Consider the following 22,438-nt stretch of genomic DNA (forward strand, 5'->3'; position numbering starts at 1 on the left):
TATTGGACGATACCCCTTAATGTTTTTTCCATTACAGTATATAAGAAAAATTATATCTCGGAAATAATTTAATCTGATTTTTAATTATCAGTGATAAAGGATACACTCAAGATTTCACAACTGGCTTTATAACCGCTCTGAATATCTTCATTTTTTAATACTTACATGGATTTTTATTTATTCGAGGAAAGTTATCGGCATAGAATAGGTCGTTGATTGTTATTGCCGACGTGAAGTAGATAAAAATTCCCCAATACCCCCATTTTAGTATAGTTTAATCGTGTAATTCCCCATTTTCCAATACCGGTTCCACACATCCCACCGGTATATCTACGCATGCACAGCCCAACATTGTCAACCGCACTGCGACTTTAGACTTTCCGTTTACATTCACCAACTCCCCTTCCAAGCCTGCCAGCGGTCCTTTTATGACTCGTATTTTCTCTCCCGGCGCTAACGGCGACGTATTCATGCTAATCGTTTCCTCCGAATAGTCGAGCATGAATTTAAATCGCAACATTTGTTGATCGGGAATAACAGCCGGTGTACTCTCACCACGTAATACCATATACCGGCTGATAGAAGATAAAGTTAAGACTTCCTTTTGTTCTTGTGAATCGACATGAACAAAAATCATCATCGGAAGCAATACCCGATCGATGACTTTCCGACGATCACTCCATTGATGAATCTCTTGCTGAATCGGGAGGAAGTTTTCAATCCCCATTTTTTTGAGTCGCTCGCTCGTTTTTTTCTCGTGATAAATGCGCACAATCGCTACTAACCAACGTTTTGAGCACGCTACGCTTCTGCCAATCACATCTGTTGGCAGAAGATTTTGATCGTCATTTTTACTAATGATCATGTATTTTTACCCCTTATTTTTTACTACTTCCCAATTAAAAGTAATAAAATTCGGTGCAAATATAAATATAATATATCGGATAAAATAATAAAAGGATATTTTTTTTCACAAATAGAGCATGGACATGATTCTCATTGCTTGGTACGTTCGGCTGCATATTCTCAAGCAGAGTGTAAGACATGGGCTTTTTCAATACGAATTGTACAGATTGCATAAATATTTCATCGAATAAAAATATCTGTGTTCTGTACAATTCGCTCTTGGATTTACCATGCATAATTAATACCGAAGCTGAGCAGTTCTTTTAACTGGAAAAAGCTGTCGCCTTCGGTCGGTTTAGAACTGTCGTCAAAACGGGTATGTATATACAACTTGGTGGAGAGGTAGCGGTTTAAGACAAAGTTAAAAGTATTTTCCCATTCTACACGGGACCAGTGATAATTAGTCAGGTAATTGAGACGGGATTCTAACGTAACGGCGGAGATGATGGTCCAGTTGAAGGTTGTTTGCAGTTGGGAACCGAAATCATTCTTCGAGCATTTGCCTTCTTCCAGACCGAAACTTGTTTCGTTTACTTCCGGACTACCGATATAACGCAGATTGTAGGTTAATGGTGCCATGAATACCGAAAGGTTAAACTTTTTCTTGTTCAGCTTATAATCCATACCGATACTGACCGCCAAATCTGCCGGAGACATGAAAGCTGAGACCAGTTCTTCGCTATTGGCTTTATAACCGTTGCAGAACTGGGTTTTAAACTCGGAGGAAATGGTGTAGTACCAGTTTTTAAAAGCTCGCAGTCCCAGTTTGTTATACAGGCGTAACTGATCGGTGTTGAACAGGTATTTATGGTACTCGTCCGAGGGGGTGGATGTCATGCCTAGCTTAGCTTCTAACTGGTTTTCGAACAAGACTTTCTCGTTATCGTTGTAATTCGCATAAATCTGAAAAGTCGCTAATCCGGAGAAATTGCTTTCTCCTCCTTTATACCAATTGTCTGAAAGATGGTTCTGGCTGATTTGTAACGAACCGTTACCGCCGGTAACCCACCAATTGGGCCTGCTGATTTTCATATTTGCCTTGCCTACGTTGTCGTCCATCTCTTCACGTTGGAACAAATGCACAACGGTGGCTTTCGGAGATATTTTCGGCTTCACGTCTTTACGGAATATATGACGGCTCATAATCTTGTCTTCCGTAGTGACGACTAGTTCCGGCTTTTTCAGATAAAGGTCCATCAATGCTGCATTGACTAGTGTGTTGGCACGTTTGGTTTTGGTAAATGCCAGCGTGTCATACGGCAGTAGTTCTGCTGTCAGTTTGGGTACTGTATCCCACTGCGCCGGCTTCCAGTCTATCGTTGAGTATTGCTTTATCGGAGCATAATAATATGCCAATGGAGTAAACAGACGAAAATAGTTTGGGTCGGACTGTATATAACGCGCCGGCACGGAAGGGTCATTCAAATACTCTAATTGAGCGATATGCTTATTATACAAATAGGAAACCGTATCCAATTTGGGGATTATTCCCGACATATTGAGCTTTAACATCAAGTATTTTTGAAGTTCTGCCGAGAGTGTATCCGCTTTTACGATTCTGGCTTTTGCCACAACTTTCGAGGGTTTCTTTTTCCTGGCGGGCTTGGCCGCCTTCTGCACAGGAACAGTTTGCACGGAATCAGGAGGCGGAGAAGATGCCTGGAAAGATTCCTGTGCAGATAGCGGTTGGGCGAACTGCAGCAGTAGGATAACAGTTGAAAATAAAATAGTTGCTTTCTTCATATTTGTTTATGGTTTGGGGTACAAAGCTACATTATTTTGTTCAGAAATCATAGGATTCCTTTAAAATTGCATTTTTTAATAAAATTGTAGGGAGGAAAGTCTGTATTCTTCTCCATTTTTTTATAATTTTGCGCTTTTTAAGTTCGTAAGAAACTACTAAGTAAACAATTATTAAAACAGTTATAGCTGTGGGAGAAACAAAGTATATTTTCGTCACCGGTGGCGTTGCCTCTTCATTGGGAAAGGGGATTATTTCCTCATCCATCGGTAAATTGCTGCAAGCAAGAGGTTATAATGTAACCATTCAGAAGTTTGATCCGTACATTAACATTGACCCGGGAACATTGAATCCTTATGAGCACGGGGAATGTTATGTGACCGTAGACGGACATGAGGCCGACCTCGACCTGGGACATTACGAAAGATTCCTGGGTATACAGACGACAAAGGCGAATAACATTACTACGGGACGTATTTACAAGAGCGTCATCGACAAGGAACGCCGCGGAGACTATCTGGGCAAGACAATACAAGTGATTCCTCATATTACGGATGAAATTAAACGGAATGTCAAGTTACTCGGCAATAAATATAAATTTGACTTTGTTATCACTGAAATCGGCGGTACGGTAGGTGACATTGAGTCACTCCCCTACCTCGAAAGTATCCGCCAGTTGAAATGGGAGCTTGGAAAGAACGCTCTTTGCGTACACTTGACTTATGTTCCTTACCTTGCCGCTGCCGGGGAACTGAAAACCAAGCCGACACAACATTCGGTAAAGGAACTGCAAAGTGTAGGTATCCAGCCGGACGTGTTGGTATTACGCGCTGAGCATCCGCTAAGCGACGGTCTGCGCAAGAAAGTGGCCCAGTTCTGCAATGTAGACGATAAGGCGGTTGTTCAATCCATTGACGCGGAAACGATTTACGAAGTGCCTATTTTAATGCAAGCACAGGGTTTGGACAGCACTATCCTCGAAAAGATGGGGCTTCCTGTAGGAGAAACTCCGGGACTTGGGCCTTGGCGTAATTTCCTGGAGCGCCGTCATGCTGCAGAGGCTAAAGAACCGATTAATATTGCTTTAGTGGGTAAATATGATTTGCAGGATGCTTACAAGTCTATCCGTGAGGCATTATCTCAAGCGGGGACTTATAACGACCGTAAAGTTGAAGTGCATTTCGTAAACAGTGAAAAGCTGACTGACGAGAATGTGGAGGAGGCATTGAAGGGCATGGCCGGTGTGATGATTGGTCCGGGATTCGGCCAACGCGGTATCGACGGCAAGTTTGTAGCTATTAAGTACACGCGCACGCATGATATTCCGACTTTCGGTATTTGCTTGGGTATGCAATGCATCGCTATTGAATTTGCCCGTAATGTATTAGGGTATGCCGATGCCAATTCACGAGAGATGGACGAAAAGACTCCGCATAATGTGATTGATATCATGGAGGAACAGAAGGCGATTACCAACATGGGTGGTACAATGCGTCTGGGAGCTTACGAATGTGTGTTGCAAGAAGGCTCAAAAGCTTTCCTCGCTTACGGGAAGGAACATATTCAGGAACGCCACCGTCACCGGTATGAATTCAACAATGACTATAAAGCTCAATATGAGGCTGCGGGAATGAAATGCGTAGGAATCAATCCGGAATCGGATTTGGTGGAGATTGTAGAAATTCCGGCTTTGAGATGGTTTGTGGGTACTCAATTCCATCCGGAATACAGTAGTACGGTATTGAATCCTCATCCGTTGTTCGTAGCGTTTGTGAAAGCGGCTATCGAGAATGAGAGGATAATGGCGAACGGTCAAGGATGAGGGTTGTGCAAACCGGCCAAGGATGATTGGCAAACAACCGATAGTGTGTAATTTATAATTAAGATAAGAATGGATAAAAATACCATCACAGGTCTCGTTTTAATAGGTATATTATTGGTAGGATTCAGTTTTTTAAGCCGTCCTAGCGAAGAGCAGATTGCTGCGCAAAAGAGATATTATGATTCGATTGCCCTGGTACAGCAACAGGAAGAAGCCTTGAAGGCGAAAACGGAAGCTGCACTGGCTAACAGCCAGAAAGAGAATGCGGCGGCAACCGATTCTTCCGCCCTGTTTTTTAAAGCGACGCAGGGAACGGACTCTAAAGTCAGCATACAGAATGACGTAGCGGAGATTACTTTCACGACTAAAGGTGGACGTGTCTACTCGGCTATGTTAAAGGAGTATATGGCGCAAGACAAAAAAACGCCGGTGATCTTGTTTGACGGAGAGGATGCCGGGATGAACTTTAACTTCTATAATAAAGAAGGCGCTATACAGACGAAGGATTATTTTTTCGAAACGGTGAATAAGACGGACAGTAGCGTGACGATGCGTCTGGCTGCAGACAGTGCGAGTTATATTGACTTCATCTATACTTTGAAGCCGAACAGTTATCTGATGGACTTTGAAATCAGGACTACGGGTATGGCTGGCAAGCTGGCAAGCACTGATTATATAGATATCGATTGGTCTCAACGTGCCCGTCAACTGGAAAAAGGATTCACTTACGAGAACCGTTTGTCTGAGCTGACTTACAAGGTGACGGGGGATGATGTTGATAATCTCTCGGCGGCCAAAGACGACAGCAAGGATTTGCCGGGGCGTATTGACTGGATAGCTTTCAAGAACCAGTTTTTCTCTTCCGTATTTATTGCCGAACAGGATTTCGACAAGGTTTCTGTGAAATCGAAGATGGAACAGCAAGGAAGCGGGTATATCAAGGATTATTCTGCCGAGATGCAGACGTTCTTCGACCCGACGGGGAAAGAGCCGACGGTGATGTATTTCTATTTCGGCCCGAACCATTTCAAGACATTGAAAGCATTGGATAAAGGCCGTGACGAGAAATGGGAACTCAACAGGCTGGTATATCTGGGATGGCCTCTAATCCGCTGGATTAACCAGTTTATCACAATCAACGTATTCGACTGGCTGTCCGGATGGGGACTGAGTATGGGTATTGTGTTATTGATTCTGACGATTATGGTGAAAATCGTGGTTTATCCGGCTACCTGGAAAACTTATATGTCATCTGCCAAGATGCGCGTATTAAAACCGAAAATCGACGAAATCAGCAAGAAATATCCCAAGCAGGAAGATGCCATGAAGAAACAGCAGGAGGTGATGAGCCTTTACAGTCAGTATGGCGTAAGCCCGATGGGCGGCTGTCTGCCGATGTTGTTGCAATTTCCAATCCTGATAGCTTTGTTCATGTTTGTGCCGAGTGCCATTGAGTTGCGCCACGAGAGTTTTTTATGGGCGGACGACCTTTCTACTTATGATGCGTTCATCACTTTCCCGTTCCATATTCCATTCTTGGGCAACCATCTCAGCTTGTTCTGCTTGTTGATGACATTGACTAACATCCTGAATACAAAATATACGATGTCTATGCAGGATAACGGAGCACAACCGCAAATGGCAGCGATGAAGTGGATGATGTACCTGATGCCGATTATGTTCTTGTTCGTATTGAACGATTACCCGTCAGGTTTGAATTATTATTATTTCGTTTCAACGCTGATTAGTGTGGGGACTATGATTTTACTTCGCAAAACGACGGATGAAACCAAACTGCTAGCTATCCTCGAAGCGAAGAAGAAAGACCCGAAACAAATGAAAAAGACCGGATTTGCCGCACGCCTGGAGGCAATGCAAAAGCAACAAGAATTATTGCAGCAGCAAAGACAGAATAAAAAGAAATAAGGAGAGTTTCTCAATATCATATTCTGTGAAAGCCGGACGCCATTTTGGATGCCCGGCTTTCTTTCTCTAATATTTTAATTATGAAAACTAAATATACTTATAAACAAATCTGGACAATCGCCTACCCTATCCTAATCAGTCTGATTATGGAGCAGATGATTGGCATGACGGACACAGCTTTTTTAGGACGTGTGGGCGAGATAGAGTTGGGTGCTTCCGCTATCGCCGGAGTTTACTATCTGGCGATTTTTATGATGGCATTCGGATTTAGCATCGGTGCGCAGATTTTGATAGCCCGCCGCAACGGAGAAGGGAATTATAAGGAAATCGGACCGATTTTCTATCAGGGTGTTTACTTTTTATTGGTATTCGCCGTGATTCTGTTCACTCTTTCTCTGGTATTTTCGCCTTACATTCTGAAGAATATCATCTCATCCCCTCACATCTACAATGCGGCTGAGAGTTATATCCACTGGCGGATTTACGGATTTTTCTTTTCTTTCGTCATGGTGATGTTCCGTGCGTTTTTTGTCGGTACGACGCAGACTAAGACACTGACGCTGAATTCAATTGTAATGGTACTCTCGAATGTGGTATTTAACTATATCTTGATTTTCGGAAAGTTCGGTTTCCCGCAACTGGGGATTGCCGGAGCCGCTATCGGCTCTTCTTTGTCGGAGATGGTATCGGTGGTTTTCTTCATCCTCTACACGTGGAAACGGGTTGACTGCAAGAAATATGCGTTGAATATTCTGCCCAGATTCCAGAGCCAGACGTTAAAGCGGATTCTTAACGTATCTGTCTGGACTATGATTCAGAATTTCGTTTCTTTGTCTACCTGGTTTATGTTTTTCCTTTTTGTAGAGCATCTCGGAGAACGGTCTCTGGCAATCGCCAATATTATCCGCAACGTATCAGGAATCCCGTTCATGATTGCAATGGCTTTCGCCGCAACTTGCGGTTCACTGGTCAGTAACCTTATCGGTGCGGGCGAACAGGATTGCGTACGCGGGACTATCAGGCAGCATATCCGTATCGCATACTTATTTGTAACGCCGATACTGATTTTCTTCTGTCTGTTTCCCGACCTGATTTTACGTATTTACACGGACATGCCGGAATTGAGGGAGGCGTCTGTCTGTTCTTTATGGGTATTGTGTTCGGCTTATCTGGTGTTAGTACCCGCCAACGTATATTTCCAGTCCGTATCAGGTACCGGGAATACACGTACGGCTCTGGCTATGGAACTTTGCGTACTGGTTATCTATGTGGCATACTCCACATATTTTATCTTGTTTTTGCGGATGGATATAGCGTTTGCCTGGACAACGGAAATCGTGTACGGTCTTTTTACACTGTCATTCTGTTACTGGTACATGAAAAAAGGAAACTGGCAGAAAAAGAAGATTTAAATCCTTTTTTCATTATCTTCGCAAGAAAATAAACATTTTATAAAATATATGAGACAAGCAAATCTATTTATGATGTCGGCAGCAATGTTGTTAGCTGCCTGCGGAGGAACGAAAGACGCGGGCAAAACGGAGCAGGTGCTTATCGAGAAATCGAACATTAAAATTGACGGGAAGCGTATGACTCCCGAAGCACTTTGGGCCATGGGGCGTATCGGCGGGTTCGCAGTATCGCCCGACGGAAAGAAAATCGCATACACGGTAGCCTATTACAGTGTACCGGAGAACAAAAGCAACCGTGAGGTTTTCGTAATGAATGCGGATGGCAGTGACAACCGGCAAATCACCCGTACGCCCTATCAGGAAAATGAGGTCACATGGATTAAGGGAGGGACCAAGCTTGCATTCTTGAGCAATGACAACGGGAGCAGCCAGCTTTACGAGATGAATCCCGATGGTAGCGAACGTAAGCAGTTGACTGATTATGACGGGGATATTGAAGGGTATTCAATCTCTCCAGACGGCAAAAAGTTATTGTTTATTTCGCAAGTGAAGACTAAAGAGAGTACAGTTGAGAAACATCCGGATTTGCCTCAGGCAACCGGTATCATCGTGACTGATTTGATGTATAAGCATTGGGATGAATGGGTGACGACTGCCCCTCATCCTTTCATCGCCGATTTCGACGGCAACGGCATTTCCAACATTGTGGATATCCTGGAAGGCGAACCTTATGAAAGTCCGATGAAACCTTGGGGCGGTATCGAGCAACTGGCATGGAACACGACTTCTGATAAAGTGGCTTATACTTGCCGCAAGAAGACCGGACTGGAATATGCCATCTCTACCAATTCGGATATTTACATTTATGACTTGAAGACTAAGGTTACGAAGAATATCACGGAAGAGAATAAAGGATATGACACTAACCCGCAATATTCGCCGGACGGCAAGTACATTGCCTGGCAGAGCATGGAACGTGACGGTTATGAGGCTGACTTGAACCGTTTGTTCATAATGAATCTGGAAACCGGCGAGAAACGTTTCGTCAGCAAGGCTTTTGAATCAAACGTAGATGCGTTTATATGGAGCGCTGACGCAAAGATGATTTATTTCACGGGGGTATGGCATGGGGAATCGCAAATCTATGCGCTTGACTTGGCTAATGATTCCGTCAAGGCAATCACTTCCGGAATGTATGATTACGAAGGGGTGGCTCTTTTCGGCGACCGATTGATTGCCAAACGCCATTCCATGAGCATGGGGGATGAAATATATGCTGTGGAATTGGATGGTTCCGCCACTCAACTGACACAGGAGAACAAGCATATTTATGAACAACTGGAGATGGGGAAAGTGGAAGGACGATGGATGAAAACGACTGATGGAAAACAGATGTTGACATGGGTCATCTATCCTCCTCAGTTTGATCCGGACAAGAAGTATCCGACCTTGTTATTCTGTGAAGGAGGACCGCAGAGCCCTGTCAGTCAATTCTGGTCTTACCGTTGGAATTTCCAGATTATGGCGGCCAACGATTACATCATTGTGGCTCCCAACCGTCGCGGGTTACCGGGATTCGGCGTAGAATGGAATGAGCAGATTAGCGGTGATTACGGCGGACAATGTATGAAGGATTATTTTACAGCGATTGATGAAATGGCTAAAGAACCGTATGTAGATAAGGAGCGCCTGGGATGTGTAGGCGCAAGTTTCGGCGGATTTTCCGTTTATTGGTTAGCCGGACATCACGATAAGCGTTTCAAGGCGTTCATCGCACATGACGGCATATTCAACATGGAAATGCAATATTTGGAAACGGAAGAGAAATGGTTTGCCAATTGGGATATGGGCGGCGCATATTGGGAAAAACAAAACCCGGTGGCGCAACGTACTTTTGCCAACTCTCCTCACCTCTTTGTGGATAAATGGGATACTCCTATCCTCTGTATTCACGGTGAAAAGGATTATCGTATCCTCGCCAATCAGGCAATGGCTGCTTTTGATGCTGCCGTAATGCGCGGTGTCCCTGCAGAGTTGTTGATTTATCCGGACGAGAATCATTGGGTACTGAAACCGCAAAACGGTGTTTTATGGCAACGCACATTCTTTGAGTGGCTGGATAAATGGGTAAAGAAAGCTCCCTCTAAATAGGGTGATTCATTCAATAAAAATTAAGGGGTGAGTTGCAGTCTGATTCAGCCTATAATCATTTAAGACTAATGTCAAAGTTAGTTCACTGCAACTCTTCTACACTTATATTTTTATTGGGATATTTAATACTGCCAATGTAAACGTGTCAAAATTCTATTTTAGAAGAAATGAACTTTTCATCTGAAACCTGACACTCTTTATCGGTAATAAAAAAACGTATCAACTCTATTTTTGAGTAATGATACGTTTTTTATGTTTATCAATTAGAATCTATAGCTGTTCCGAGTGTTCATCTTTGTTTCAACACACTCCCTTCTTATATCTTCAAGCAGAAGTATTCATAAAAAACTAAAGAGTAAATACCCGTGAGAAAGGTAAACTTACTCTTCATAGAATTCCCCAAATGCGGAATTTACTGAATACCTTTCCTTTCCGCATTGCATTTATCCCCATATGCTTAATCTATTTTGAATAGATATTTTTAATTTCTACAATGTACATTTTATGGAATCCTCCGTGAGTGCCTCCATACCATTTCTCTAAAGATTCTGTATCCAGAAAATTATCGGGGTTAATGTCGTCCGCATAAAGTTTCCTGCATTCCAGGCCTAGGCGCGCCTGTTCGAACAGCACGTTTCCTTCTTCCGTAAAGACCGGTTTTAACCCGGTTTCTTTTACTTTATCCGTATCCCGGCCGGATTTGGAACCGCAGACAGCATGAATCTTCTTATTCTCTTCTCCTAAAAAGGAAAGTGTCAGATAATCGCTATTCTCAATAAACCCGTATGTATATCTTTCGGGACGGACAAAAACAAACGCCACCGGTTTATTCCACAACCATCCGATACCGCCCCAGCTCGCCGTCATCGTATTGAAATTCTCTTTTGTACCTGCTGTTACCAGCATCCATTCTTTCCCGATAGCTTCGAAAAAGTTGTCTTTCAAGTCTTTCACTTCCAGTTTTTCCATTTCTTATATATTTAAACCGTTATCTCTTTCTATTCAATTTCACAATTTCCCCCAAACTGGGAATTTCTACCGGAATCCCCCTTTGCTTTGCTTCAGCGGCAAAAACTTTAGGAGGGTCGTGCAATGGTTCATCTGACAAATCAAAAGTTCCATAGTGCATCGGAATGGCAAGCCCCGCATGCATTTCCTCCGCGGCAGTCAGAGATTCGTAAGGAGAAATATGGTTGGGACGCATAAACCAACGAGGTTTGTATGCACCGATACCTAACAGGGCGTAATCCGGAGCACCAAACAGCTCAGGTATTTCACGAAAATGGCTGGAGTAGCCCGTATCACCACTATAGTATAGGGAAATGCCGTTGCCCTGCAGCATAAAAGCTCCCCATAACCGTTGTCCTCCATCCCTTACGGAACGTTTGCTCCAATGCTGTGCCGGCAGAAAGGTTATCTTCAACCCGCCATCTTCCATTTGCTGATACCACCCTGCTTCTATCACTTCCATTGCCGGAAACCAACTCTGAATTAATTCTCCGGTCCCTAAACCGCAAAACAATTTCATTCGCGGATTATTCTTCAATAAATGAGTTATGCTCGGTTTATCCAAATGGTCAAAATGGTCGTGACTAATCAGCAGGTAGTCAATCCCCGTAAAAATGTCCGGATTGGCGGGAAATTCACTTTGCCTCTTTACAAAAGGTATATTTCCAAATACCGGGTCGAACATAATTCTTTTACCGGCCAACTGAAGGAAAAAAGAATTATGCCCCAACCAGATCAAGGAATCTCCCACTACGGCATCCAACGAGCGAAGGTAACAAACTTTCGGGTTCCACTTCACGGACTTTTTTTCCTTACGCTGAGGATTAGGAGACAAACGCCATTTTAGTACGCTTCCCATGCCCGGACGAAAACGGTGCTGCCGATTAAAAAAACGCCCGCGTACCATCGGATTTCCCCGCCAATAAGGGTTGACAGTGGTTAAACGTTCATTTCTCCTGAAACAGATATGCTCACCCATTTTTATTTCTCAAATATGTTTCTACAAACTTACGGAAAAATCTCGATTTATGACAAACATGAATATACAAAAAATGTACCCCGGACACACAATCGGGGTACATTTACATACAAAAGAACAGATATTATCCTTCTTTAATAGAATATATTTAGTTAAAAGCAGTGTAAACCGTGCAACATAGGTAATTGCCAACCTGATGCGGAAAGGTTGACAGTCAGAATGACAGCACCCAATATCCACAAAATCAACAGGGACCATTTTAAGCCAGTTCCCATTGGCGACCAATGAAATAACTGACGTAAAACCGTATAAAGAAAAGCTCCTAACGGGATGCCGATAAAAGCAACTCCAGCAATCGTAGCAAGCAATGTCATCATGGGAGATACAGAAGTTATGGACATCCAGTCAACGGCAGGAAGCATTTCATAAAGCAAAGCTCCTCCACTAATCGCCACGGCAATCGCTGCAAATACTAGAGCAACCAACACGACGGCAAGCAAAAACAACACCGGACAACAGATAATGACAAGAGCTACCAGGAATATTTTGAAAAAAACGGCTGCGATAGATACGAATACATCTCCGACTTTCTGTAAAAATGTGCGCGGCTTACCGGAATTTACATAGTTATTGACTCCGTCGGCTACCCGTTCAAACCCATCTGTGACTGTCTTTCCTATATTTTCAATAGTAATGGCTTCTCCGCGCATACTCAATTTTTCGGCAGCCGTACGGGCTTCCGGAATTACAAGCCACCCGACTATGTAAAATATAACCATTGGGCAATAGGGGACAAACACTAAGATTATCATCAGAATACGTACCAATGTTATATCCCAACCAAGATATGCGGCCAATCCTGCCGCTACACCACCCAGCAATTTATTATCCGGGTCACGAAACCAGCGACGAGGTCCGGCAGCCTGCATTCCGGCCTGGCCCGCCGAATTTGCCTGTTCGGTTTTCTTATACGACTCCGCATCATCATCCGCTATTCCGAAATCTTCCGGCTTACCCACGCGGGCTATGATTTCTTCTACATCCTGTATTGTTATGACTTGTTTTCCTATAGCTACTTTTTCGGCAAACAACTCTGCAATACGCATTTCAATATCATCCACAATCTCTTCCGCACTTTCCTGTTTGCGAAAGTAGTGTTTCAAGTTGGACAAATAATTGTCTAACAACCGGTATGCGTCATCATCTATATGATAAACGGTTCCGCCTAAATTTATGGTTAATGTTTTCTTCATTCTTATTTTTCTTTTTATATTCGAATTATCTATTTGCAATATGGCTCACGGTTTCGTTCAACTCTTTCCAGGAAAGTTCCAGTTCACCCAAAAAGATTTCTCCTTTTTCCGTAAGTTTATAATATTTACGAGGTGGTCCCTGTGTGGATTCCACCCATTCATAGCTTAACAGTTCATCATTTTTCAGACGTGTCAGCAATGGATACAGAGTCCCTTCCACTACAATCAGACGGGCTTCCTTCAATCTTTGGATAATATCCGAGGCATAGGCCGGCTCTTTATGCAGTAAAAGCATTATGCAATATTCAAGCATGCCCTTTCTCATCTGTGATTTTACATTGTCTACCTTCATTGTATCTTCTTCTTTTAGATGTCACAAATATATGCATTACTTTAGTACCTTGCATTACAAAGTACTATAAATTAATAATAATTAATCTATTAAGATGTATTTACCTTATTATAAAGGGAAATAATAGCTATATTTGCAGTTTGTAAAACCATAAATAGAAAAACATATATGTTTACCATTCGAAAAGCAACAACAGCCGATTGCGGGCTTATCAACATGATGGCAAAGGAGGTTTTCCCTGCTACTTACAAAGAAATCTTATCTCCCGAACAATTGGACTATATGATGGATTGGATGTATGCTCCCGAAAATATCCGTAAGCAGATGGATGAGGAGGGGCATGTATATTTTATCGCTTATAAGGAAGATAAGCCTTGCGGATATGTTTCCGTGCAACAACAGGAAGAGGATATCTTCCACCTCCAGAAAATTTACGTCCTTCCTCATTTTCAGAACATGCACTGCGGCAGCTTCTTATTTAAAGCAGCTATCAGGCATATCAAGGAAGTACATCCGGGCCCTTGCCTGATGGAACTCAACGTAAACCGGAATAACAAGGCATTGGAATTTTACCGGCACATGGGAATGAGGAAACTGCGGGAAGGGGATTTCCCGATTGGAAACGGATATTATATGAATGATTACATCATGGGACTGAATATATAAAAATATCTCGAAATAAAAAACTCACAGTTTTACTCGTAGGCAATAATCCCCTTGTTTGACTTTTACATTATTATGAATCGGGATTGAAACAAGGGAATTGTGTTTTATAAAGAGGAGGAGGACTACAATAGTTTATTCCCAGAATATTCATTAAACAAAAAATGAAGGGCAAATTTCCATGAAAAAGGCAAATTTACTCTTCACCCAATCTTAAAAATAAGGAATTTACCGAATATTCCTGTTTTAAGAATACAAAAGGCAACTAACTCGTAAGGGTCAGTTGCCTTATATTTTTAGTTTATGAATCTTCCTTCAAATGCAGTTTTTCTGAATATCACTCTTCTCAAACTTATTTTGAACTTCTTTTCCCTACTGCAAAAGAGAATCTGTTATTTCGCTACACGTTCCAACCATTTCAGCATGAAAATCATTGTAAACATGGAAATCGTACAAGCGACAACAAATACCGTCCACGTCATCCAGACAGGGATTGATTCATACAGGATGGCTCCAATCACCAATAGTTGATTGCCTAAAGCAGTCGCTCCTAACCAACCTCCTTGCATGATACCTTGGTATTTGGGAGGAGCTACCTTGGATACGAATGAAATTCCCAACGGGGAAATATACAATTCCGCAACTGTCAAAATCAGATAAGTCAGCATCAGCAGGAACGGAGTAACCTTTACCGGTGAAGTCCCCACGGCAAGGATATCTTTATGCAACGGCAAATGGGCAAAATATGAACCTACAGCCATCACGATGAAAGCCAACGCAGCGATTCCCATACCAATAGCAATCTTTTTAGGAGTGGAAGGTTCTTTGCCACGTCTGCGCTGACTGGCAAAGACTGCCATAATCACAGGTGTCAGGAACACGACAAAAAATGGGTTCAGCGATTGGAAAAGCTCTGCGGAAATGGGCATTCCAAATAAATTCAAATCGGTATATTCTTTTGCGAAATAAGTCAAAGTCAACCCGTTCTGGTGAAACGAAAACCAGAAGAAAATAACCACTCCGAATACGGCAAATAAAGCATACATGCGCTGCTTTATCTCTTGAACGCTCATTTCTACGACAGTAGCCGATGCCGAAGCTGCATTCGACTTTTTACTCGGATCCGGGAAGTTCTTCTTGTTCAATAAATAAATGATTAAAGAGACTGCCATAGCGATAATCGCTACTCCAAACGCATAATGAAACCCGGTTGTGAAAACATTCAGATAGTCTGAAGCAAACGCTGTATAATCCTGTACGGGAGCCGTAGAAGCTTTTTCCACCAAGGTATGGTATGTCTCGGTGGCCTCCGGCGATAAAGTACCTGCCAACTGCCCATGACACAAGGCGGGAAGATCAGCATCGTAATTATACCCGAAAGTGGACAACCACCAGTTGCGCACTCCTACTGCGGCGAACGGAGCAAAAATAGCGCCGATATTAATAAACATATAAAATAACGAGAAGCCGGAATCGCGCATGCTGGCATATTGGGGATTATCATACATCTGCCCCACCAGTGCCTGCAGATTTCCTTTAAACAACCCGTTACCGAATGCGATAACAAACAAACTGACACAGGTAATCACCAAGTATAGCATCCGGTTATCCACCGGGGTCTTGGACGGAATGGCTAGCAACAGGTAACCAACGGCCATCAACACGATTCCCGTGAAAATAGTTCCCTTATAGTTTCTGGTCTTATCGGCAATAATACCTCCGACCAGAGCAAGAATGTAGATTGAAAAATAAAACGTTGAGTAAATAAATCCTGCCTCTTTTCCATTCATTCCAAATTTGGCTTGCAAAAAAAGTACGAGGATTGCCATCATAGTATAGAAGCCGAAACGTTCACCAAGATTAGCCAGGGCGGCTGCTATCAGTCCTTTTGGGTGTTTGTTAAACATAGATAATAAGTTATTAAATTAATGATTTTCTGTCGTTATCACATATAGTTTGCAAATATATACTTTTTCTTGATTTTCCGCATAATTATTTGTTAAACTACTCTTCAAATAGATGGCATATTTCCGCTTTTGATTCACGAATCAAATCTTCCGGAGCTATTTTTATTTGAAGTCCCCGTACGCCCGCACTCACATAGATATATGGAAAATTCCGGCACGTCTCATGGATATAGGTGGGGAAATGTTTTTTCATGCCAATCGGCGAACAACCTCCCCGAATATATCCTGTCAATGGAAGAAGTTCTTTTACCGGTATCAAATCACATTTCTTATTGCCGGAAGCTTTGGCCGCCAATTTCAAATCGACCTCATGTTCTCCTGGGATAATGCAGACAAAATACCCATTCTTATCACCGTGCAGAACAAGGGTTTTAAACACCTGCTCTACATTTTCTCCCAGACTTGCCGCCACATGTACGGCGCTTAAATCTTTCTCATCGACTTCATAAGGGATAAGTTCGTAAGTAATTCCGGCTTTATCCAACAGACGGGCTGCATTGGTTTTATTGATTTTCATATCTATCGTATTTTATTTCAGGTTACACTCCGCTTTTAGGCATCAATAAACGTTTATACAACTGGCACACAACAAAATAGTCAGAGTCCCAGTTCTTCGCGAAGAAACTTCGGAGTATATCCTTTAAAGCTCTTCGCAACCTCTTCCGGGGTTCCGAAACTAAGAAGTTCTCCCCCGCCCTTGCCACCTTCAGGACCCATATCTATAATATAATCCGCCATCTTAATCACATCCAGGTTGTGTTCGATGACAATAACCGTATTTCCTTTATCGACAAGTTTATTCAGTACTCCCATCAATACCCGGATATCTTCGAAATGGAGTCCGGTAGTAGGTTCGTCAAGAATATAAAGAGTTTTACCGGTATCCCTTTTGGAAAGTTCCGTAGCTAGTTTCACGCGCTGGCTCTCTCCTCCGGAAAGAGTTGTAGACGATTGTCCCAGCTTGATATATCCCAATCCCACATCCTGCAAGACTTTAATCTTATTCAGGATTTGAGGAACATTCTCAAAAAATTCAACAGCACGGTTTATCGTCATATCAAGTACGTCAGCAATAGACTTCCCTTTGAAACGCACCTCCAACGTTTCCCGGTTATAACGTTTGCCATGACAAACCTCACAAGGGACATACACATCCGGAAGGAAATTCATCTCAATCGTTTTATAACCGTTTCCGAGACATGCCTCGCAACGTCCACCCGATACATTAAAAGAGAAACGTCCCGGCTTGTATCCGCGAATCTTGGCTTCCGGCAAGCTGACAAACAAATTACGGATATCGGAAAATACTCCCGTATATGTGGCGGGATTAGAACGGGGTGTACGCCCCAACGGTGACTGGTCTACATTGACTACTTTATCTATATTCTCTAATCCTTCAATGGAATCATACGCCAAAGGTTCTTGTAAAGAGCGATAGAATTTCTGTGAAAGAATCGGCTGCAATGTTTCATTTATCAACGTCGATTTTCCGCTCCCCGATACTCCTGTTACACAAATCAGTTTACCCAAAGGAAATTCGACATCCACATTTTTCAGATTGTTGCCTTTCGCTCCCTTCAACCAGACAGACTTGCCATTTCCCTTCCGGCGTTCAGCGGGAATTTCTATCTTCATCTTCCCGGTCAAATATTGTGAGGTCATCGTATCTGTCCTCAGCATGTCTTGAGGAGTCCCTGCAAAAACAACTTCTCCGCCGAGACGTCCGGCTTTCGGCCCCATGTCAATAACATAATCGGCGGCCAGCATCATGTCTTTATCATGTTCCACCACGATTACGGAATTTCCCATGTCACGGAGCTCTTTTAATGAATTGATAAGACGCAGATTATCACGCTGGTGCAAACCGATACTCGGTTCGTCCAGAATATAAAGCACATTTACCAGTTGAGACCCAATCTGCGTAGCCAGACGGATACGTTGGCTTTCTCCTCCGGAAAGGCTTACCGAGCTGCGATTCAAAGAAAGATAGTCCAATCCGACATCCAATAGAAACTTCAGACGTGTACGGATTTCCTTTAAAATCTCTACAGATATTTTCTTCTGCTTATCAGAAAGAAAACCATCCACATTCATCAACCAAGCATATAGCTCGCAAATGTCCAGATTCGCCAGTTCATTGATATTTTTATCATGAATACGGAAATGCAAAGCTTCTTTGTTCAACCGCGCGCCCTTACATTCCGGGCAAACGGTGGTCTTGGCAAACTGTTCCGCCCATTTTTGAGCTGTCGCCGACGCATCTTTTTCCTGCAACATCTGTATATATTTCACAATGCCCTCATAAGTGACGAAATAGTCAGAAGAAGTACCAATCAGAGAACTCTTAATTTTAATACGGTCATCAGCGCCATACAGCACTTCTTCAATCGCATCGTCCGGCAATTCCCTGACGGGAGTTTTCAACGTTGCTTCATATTTTTCAAGCAAAGCACCGATTTGCCAAAAAATCATGGAGTTCTTATATTTTCCCAAAGGAGCGATTGCTCCTTCATAAATAGACAAGTCACGTTCAGGAATCACCTTATCCACATCAATCTGGCTGACGACTCCCAATCCTTTGCATTTCGGGCACGCGCCTTGCGGAGAATTAAACGAGAAATTATGCGGGGCCGGTTCGCGGTAGGACAATCCGGTGACAGGACACATCAACCGTTTACTGTAATGACGTATGCTTTCCGTCTGGGCATCCAGAATCATTAATAAACCGTCTCCCTGCCGCATTGCCGTCGCAACACTCTGTTTCAACCGCTTATCGTCTTTTTCAGTAACTACCAACTTGTCAATGACAACTTCAATATCATGATTTTTATAACGGTCCAGTTTCATACCGTGAGTCACCTCGCGCACTTCACCGTCTACCCGTACATATAAATATCCTTTTTTACGTACTTGCTCAAAGAGTTCTCTATAATGCCCTTTACGTGTACGTACCAAAGGAGCCAGCAGATATATTTTCTTCCCTTTATAATTCTTCAGAATCAGATCCAGAATCTGCTCTTCGGTATATTTCACCATTTTCTCTCCGGACAGATACGAATAAGCCACTCCCGCACGCGCATAAAGCAAACGCAGATAATCGTATATCTCAGTCGTAGTCCCGACCGTAGAACGGGGATTTTTATTGGTTGTTTTCTGTTCGATGGAAATAACCGGGCTCAATCCGGTAATCTTGTCCACATCCGGACGTTCCAGGTTACCCAGGAAATTACGGGCATAAGCCGAGAAGGTTTCAATATAGCGGCGTTGTCCCTCGGCGAATATCGTATCAAACGCCAAAGAAGATTTTCCACTGCCGCTCAACCCGGTTATCACCGTCAGGCTGTTGCGTGGAATTTCGGCATCAATATTCTTCAAATTGTGTACACGGGCACCGTACACATTAATATATTCTTTTTCCTGCATATTCATATCCTTCATAAATGTGTGCAAAATTAATGTTTCCGCCCGAAATATGCTCCTAAAAAAGCACAATATTATTTTCTTAACTCAAATCTTATGAAGATATAGGGCATTATTTGTACCTTTGTTCCTTGATTTCAATAACCAATAGTTATAAATTGATGAAACCGATACGAATATTCCTGCTTTTGCTTGTTATAAGCATTTCATACGTAACCAGCTATGCACAAGAAAACCAATCCTATTTCTTGCATACCATTGAAAAAGGACAAAGTTTATATTCTATCTCCAAGATGTACAATGTCGCTACATCAGACATCATCCGCTTGAATCCCGGCTGTGACGAAAAGATTTATGCCGGACAGACCATTAAAATTCCCAAAGGCGAAGAGAGCCAGAAAGGAGAAACATTCCATACGATTCAGGCTGGAGAAACGCTATACAAACTGACAACAATCTACAATGTATCGGCTAAAGCTATCTGCGAGGCAAATCCCGGATTAAGCGCCGAGAATTTCCGTATCGGACAAGTTATCCTTATTCCATTAAAAAAAGAAGAACAGGAAGCTGCTGCCACGCAGCAAACTCCGGCAGAGCAGTCCGCCATTCAGGGGCCGGTAGTGCCCAGATGCAAGGAAATGCACAAAGTAAAACGCAAAGAAACTGTTTTCAGCGTAAGCCGCAAGTACGGAATTAGCGAGCAGGAACTGATCAACGCCAATCCCGAATTAAAAAAAGGAATGAAAAAAGGACAACTTCTTTGCATCCCTTACCCTGTTACAATACCTGTACAGCCCGCTCCAAAGGAAGACACGTATGTAATTCCCCCAAGCAACAATGAACTCTTCCGCAAGAGCAAGGAGACCCCGAAGAACATTTCGACCATCAAGGCCGCCCTCTTACTGCCTTTCCAGGAAGACAAGCGTATGATAGAATATTATGAAGGTTTCCTTATGGCTGTGGACAGTTTGAAACGTACAGGAACTTCTCTCGATTTATACGTGTACGATTGCGGCAAAGACATTGCCACATTGAATACAATCCTGACAAAAAGTGAAATGAAGAAAATGGACATTATCTTCGGTCCGATGCATCAGAAGCAAATCAAGCCATTATCTGATTTCGCGAAAGCGAATGACATACGCCTGGTCATTCCTTTTTCACAAAAAGGGGAAGAGGTCTTCAATAACCCTTCCGTTTACCAAATCAACACTCCCCAGTCTTACCTGTATTCAGAAGTGTACGAGCATTTTACCCGCCAGTTCCCGAATCCCCATGTCATCTTTATCGAACCGGCAACCCCGGATAAAGATAAAGCCGAATTTATCCGCGGATTAAAACAGGAATTGAAAAGTAAAGGAATTTCCATGCAGACCGTAGACGAAGGAGCAACCAAAGATATGCTGAAAGCAACCCTGCACAATGATAAAGAAAACATTTTTATCCCGACGTCAGGTGAAAAAGTAATGCTGATTAAAATACTCCCGCAATTGACTCTCTTGGTCAGGGAAAACCCGGAACAAAACATCCACCTGTTCGGTTATCCGGAATGGCAAACCTACACGTGGGACCATTTGGAAAGTTTCTTTGAACTAGATGTGTACTTCTATTCTTCATTCTACACAAATACGCTGTTTCCGGCTGCGGTGCAATTCACCAACTCATATCATAAATGGTATAGCAAAGACCTGTCAAGCAAATATCCCAACTATGCGATGTTAGGTTTTGATACAGGCTATTTCTTCTTAAAAGGATTGTCACGATATGGTTCGGAACTGGAAAACAATTTATCAAAAATGCATTTAACTCCCATCCAGACGGGTTTCAAATTCCAGCGTGTAAACAACTGGGGAGGATTTATCAATAAAAAAGTATTCTTCATCCGTTTCACCAAGAACTTTGAATTAGTAAAACTTGATTTCGAATAACAAAAAATGATAAAAATAAAACCATTTGTAATTACAGCTCTTCTACTTGCAGGTTTTTCTCTACCTGCCGCTGCACAGATTGGGGAGCCCAGAAATAATCTCTCTGTCGGCTTTAACGGAGGAGTTAACCTGAACAGTGTTTCTTTCACTCCTACTATCAAGCAAAACAGTCTGATGGGAATTACCGGAGGGTTAACAGCACGTTACATTTCCGAGAAATATTTTGCCATGATTTGCGGTGCGCAAGTAGAGCTGAATTTCTCTCAACGAGGATGGGACCAGCTATTTGAGATTGTTTCGACAGATGCCAACGGATATGAAGTGACTTCAAAGGACCCTACGAAGTTATATACCCGCAAAATGACTTATATCGACATACCTTTCCTTGCCCACCTGGCTTTCGGACGTGAAAGAGGACTACAGTTTTTCATTCATGCCGGTCCTCAGATAGGTTTCCTGATTAGTGAGTCGGAAACGATAGACGGTATAGACATGAATTCACTGAATGATACTCAAAAAGCAATATACGGAGTCAAGATTCAAAACAAATTCGATTATGGTATCACCGGTGGAGGCGGAATCGAGTTGCGGACAAAAAGAGCAGGCAGCTTCATCTTGGAAGGCCGCTATTATTTCGCCCTATCCGACTTTTACAGTACAACGAAAAAAGACTATTTCGCCCGTGCCGCACACGGTACAATTTCCGTAAAATTCACTTATCTGTTTGACTTGAAGAAATAAAAAAAACAACAGAAGAGCAGAAGCATACTTTCAAATACATGCGATACGGCTCATACATTCACACATCTCCATCATTATAGGAAATATCAAAAGATATAAGAGGCTGTCTCAAAATGAAGTGCACCCCAAAAGTTAGACAAAAAACTTTTGGGGTGTTTTTTATGAAGTA

The 22,438-nt window shown here is 42.6% G+C and carries 16 protein-coding genes; 7 read left to right on the forward strand and 9 right to left on the reverse strand.

The window, feature by feature from the left end; translation table 11 throughout:
• Positions 1 to 274 precede the first annotated feature (274 nt).
• Together Q5076_RS15685 and Q5076_RS15690 are read right to left on the reverse strand one after the other, a co-directional pair.
• Positions 275 to 865 carry a UpxY family transcription antiterminator gene (locus Q5076_RS15685; RefSeq protein WP_303014548.1) on the reverse strand — a complete coding sequence of 197 codons (591 nt, stop codon included), beginning with the start codon at positions 863 to 865 and terminating at the stop codon, positions 275 to 277.
• A gap of 266 nt (positions 866 to 1,131) precedes the next feature.
• Positions 1,132 to 2,649 carry a DUF3078 domain-containing protein gene (locus Q5076_RS15690; protein ID WP_303014549.1) on the reverse strand — a complete coding sequence of 506 codons (1,518 nt, stop codon included), beginning with the start codon at positions 2,647 to 2,649 and terminating at the stop codon, positions 1,132 to 1,134.
• Positions 2,650 to 2,837: 188 nt separating this feature from the next.
• On the opposite strand from Q5076_RS15690, the gene Q5076_RS15695 reads away from it, so the two are divergent.
• The 4 genes from Q5076_RS15695 to Q5076_RS15710 all read left to right on the forward strand — a co-directional run bounded on the left by Q5076_RS15695 (position 2,838) and on the right by Q5076_RS15710 (position 9,958).
• Positions 2,838 to 4,469, forward strand: coding sequence for a CTP synthase (locus tag Q5076_RS15695; RefSeq protein ID WP_303014551.1), 1,632 nt, complete (start codon positions 2,838 to 2,840; stop codon positions 4,467 to 4,469).
• A gap of 69 nt (positions 4,470 to 4,538) precedes the next feature.
• Positions 4,539 to 6,395, forward strand: coding sequence for a membrane protein insertase YidC (gene yidC, locus Q5076_RS15700; RefSeq protein ID WP_303014552.1), 1,857 nt, complete (start codon positions 4,539 to 4,541; stop codon positions 6,393 to 6,395).
• 80 nt (positions 6,396 to 6,475) lie between these two features.
• Complete coding sequence (gene bexA, locus Q5076_RS15705; protein ID WP_303014553.1) at positions 6,476 to 7,807, forward strand: multidrug efflux MATE transporter BexA; 1,332 nt, start codon at positions 6,476 to 6,478, stop codon at positions 7,805 to 7,807.
• Positions 7,808 to 7,855: 48 nt separating this feature from the next.
• Positions 7,856 to 9,958, forward strand: a complete 2,103-nt coding sequence (locus tag Q5076_RS15710; RefSeq protein ID WP_303014554.1) for a S9 family peptidase — start codon at positions 7,856 to 7,858, stop codon at positions 9,956 to 9,958.
• Positions 9,959 to 10,420: 462 nt separating this feature from the next.
• Here the strand turns inward: Q5076_RS15710 and Q5076_RS15715 are convergent, their stop codons facing one another.
• From Q5076_RS15715 to Q5076_RS15730, 4 genes are all read right to left on the reverse strand, one after another.
• Positions 10,421 to 10,927: a flavin reductase gene (locus Q5076_RS15715; RefSeq protein ID WP_303014555.1), complete on the reverse strand. Its 507-nt coding sequence runs from the start codon at positions 10,925 to 10,927 to the stop codon at positions 10,421 to 10,423.
• A 19-nt stretch (positions 10,928 to 10,946) separates the two neighbouring features.
• On the reverse strand, positions 10,947 to 11,945 hold the full coding sequence (locus Q5076_RS15720; protein WP_303014557.1) for an MBL fold metallo-hydrolase: 999 nt from the start codon (positions 11,943 to 11,945) through the stop codon (positions 10,947 to 10,949).
• 152 nt (positions 11,946 to 12,097) lie between these two features.
• Entirely contained in the window at positions 12,098 to 13,198 is a 1,101-nt protein-coding gene (locus tag Q5076_RS15725) for a PspC domain-containing protein (protein WP_303014558.1), read from the reverse strand.
• A 25-nt stretch (positions 13,199 to 13,223) separates the two neighbouring features.
• A complete protein-coding gene (locus tag Q5076_RS15730; protein WP_303014559.1) occupies positions 13,224 to 13,550 on the reverse strand; it encodes a PadR family transcriptional regulator in 327 nt (108 codons plus the stop codon).
• A gap of 168 nt (positions 13,551 to 13,718) precedes the next feature.
• Between Q5076_RS15730 and Q5076_RS15735 the strand changes: the two genes are divergently transcribed.
• Positions 13,719 to 14,216: a GNAT family N-acetyltransferase gene (locus Q5076_RS15735; protein ID WP_303014560.1), complete on the forward strand. Its 498-nt coding sequence runs from the start codon at positions 13,719 to 13,721 to the stop codon at positions 14,214 to 14,216.
• Between the two features lie 389 nt (positions 14,217 to 14,605).
• Here Q5076_RS15735 and Q5076_RS15740 read toward each other — a convergent pair whose 3' ends face one another.
• The 3 genes from Q5076_RS15740 to uvrA all read right to left on the reverse strand — a co-directional run bounded on the left by Q5076_RS15740 (position 14,606) and on the right by uvrA (position 19,603).
• Positions 14,606 to 16,120, reverse strand: coding sequence for a peptide MFS transporter (locus Q5076_RS15740; protein ID WP_303014561.1), 1,515 nt, complete (start codon positions 16,118 to 16,120; stop codon positions 14,606 to 14,608).
• Positions 16,121 to 16,217: 97 nt separating this feature from the next.
• Positions 16,218 to 16,697, reverse strand: coding sequence for a Cys-tRNA(Pro) deacylase (gene ybaK, locus Q5076_RS15745; protein ID WP_303014562.1), 480 nt, complete (start codon positions 16,695 to 16,697; stop codon positions 16,218 to 16,220).
• Positions 16,698 to 16,777: 80 nt separating this feature from the next.
• On the reverse strand, positions 16,778 to 19,603 hold the full coding sequence (gene uvrA, locus Q5076_RS15750) for an excinuclease ABC subunit UvrA (protein ID WP_303014565.1): 2,826 nt from the start codon (positions 19,601 to 19,603) through the stop codon (positions 16,778 to 16,780).
• A gap of 158 nt (positions 19,604 to 19,761) precedes the next feature.
• Here uvrA and Q5076_RS15755 point away from each other — a divergent pair, with 158 nt between their 5' ends.
• Positions 19,762 to 21,528 (forward strand): LysM peptidoglycan-binding domain-containing protein, encoded by a 1,767-nt coding sequence (locus Q5076_RS15755; protein WP_303014563.1) that lies wholly within the window; start codon positions 19,762 to 19,764, stop codon positions 21,526 to 21,528.
• 6 nt (positions 21,529 to 21,534) lie between these two features.
• Positions 21,535 to 22,269: a porin family protein gene (locus Q5076_RS15760; protein ID WP_303014564.1), complete on the forward strand. Its 735-nt coding sequence runs from the start codon at positions 21,535 to 21,537 to the stop codon at positions 22,267 to 22,269.
• Positions 22,270 to 22,438: the final 169 nt, after the last annotated feature.

The sequence above is a fragment of the uncultured Bacteroides sp. genome (assembly GCF_958445495.1).
Lineage (GTDB): Bacteria > Bacteroidota > Bacteroidia > Bacteroidales > Bacteroidaceae > Bacteroides.

Bases quoted from the DNA above. Each gene is read 5' to 3' on its own strand.
- Q5076_RS15760 (WP_303014564.1), top strand. From the start codon at position 21,535: ATGATAAAAATAAAACCATTTGTAATTACAGCTCTTCTACTTGCAGGT.
- uvrA (WP_303014565.1), bottom strand. From the start codon at position 19,603: ATGCAGGAAAAAGAATATATTAATGTGTACGGTGCCCGTGTACACAAT.
- Q5076_RS15690 (WP_303014549.1), bottom strand. From the start codon at position 2,649: ATGAAGAAAGCAACTATTTTATTTTCAACTGTTATCCTACTGCTGCAG.
- Q5076_RS15710 (WP_303014554.1), top strand. From the start codon at position 7,856: ATGAGACAAGCAAATCTATTTATGATGTCGGCAGCAATGTTGTTAGCT.
- Q5076_RS15730 (WP_303014559.1), bottom strand. From the start codon at position 13,550: ATGAAGGTAGACAATGTAAAATCACAGATGAGAAAGGGCATGCTTGAA.
- Q5076_RS15685 (WP_303014548.1), bottom strand. From the start codon at position 865: ATGATCATTAGTAAAAATGACGATCAAAATCTTCTGCCAACAGATGTG.
- ybaK (WP_303014562.1), bottom strand. From the start codon at position 16,697: ATGAAAATCAATAAAACCAATGCAGCCCGTCTGTTGGATAAAGCCGGA.
- yidC (WP_303014552.1), top strand. From the start codon at position 4,539: ATGGATAAAAATACCATCACAGGTCTCGTTTTAATAGGTATATTATTG.
- Q5076_RS15720 (WP_303014557.1), bottom strand. From the start codon at position 11,945: ATGGGTGAGCATATCTGTTTCAGGAGAAATGAACGTTTAACCACTGTC.
- Q5076_RS15725 (WP_303014558.1), bottom strand. From the start codon at position 13,198: ATGAAGAAAACATTAACCATAAATTTAGGCGGAACCGTTTATCATATA.
- Q5076_RS15715 (WP_303014555.1), bottom strand. From the start codon at position 10,927: ATGGAAAAACTGGAAGTGAAAGACTTGAAAGACAACTTTTTCGAAGCT.
- Q5076_RS15740 (WP_303014561.1), bottom strand. From the start codon at position 16,120: ATGTTTAACAAACACCCAAAAGGACTGATAGCAGCCGCCCTGGCTAAT.
- Q5076_RS15755 (WP_303014563.1), top strand. From the start codon at position 19,762: ATGAAACCGATACGAATATTCCTGCTTTTGCTTGTTATAAGCATTTCA.
- bexA (WP_303014553.1), top strand. From the start codon at position 6,476: ATGAAAACTAAATATACTTATAAACAAATCTGGACAATCGCCTACCCT.
- Q5076_RS15735 (WP_303014560.1), top strand. From the start codon at position 13,719: ATGTTTACCATTCGAAAAGCAACAACAGCCGATTGCGGGCTTATCAAC.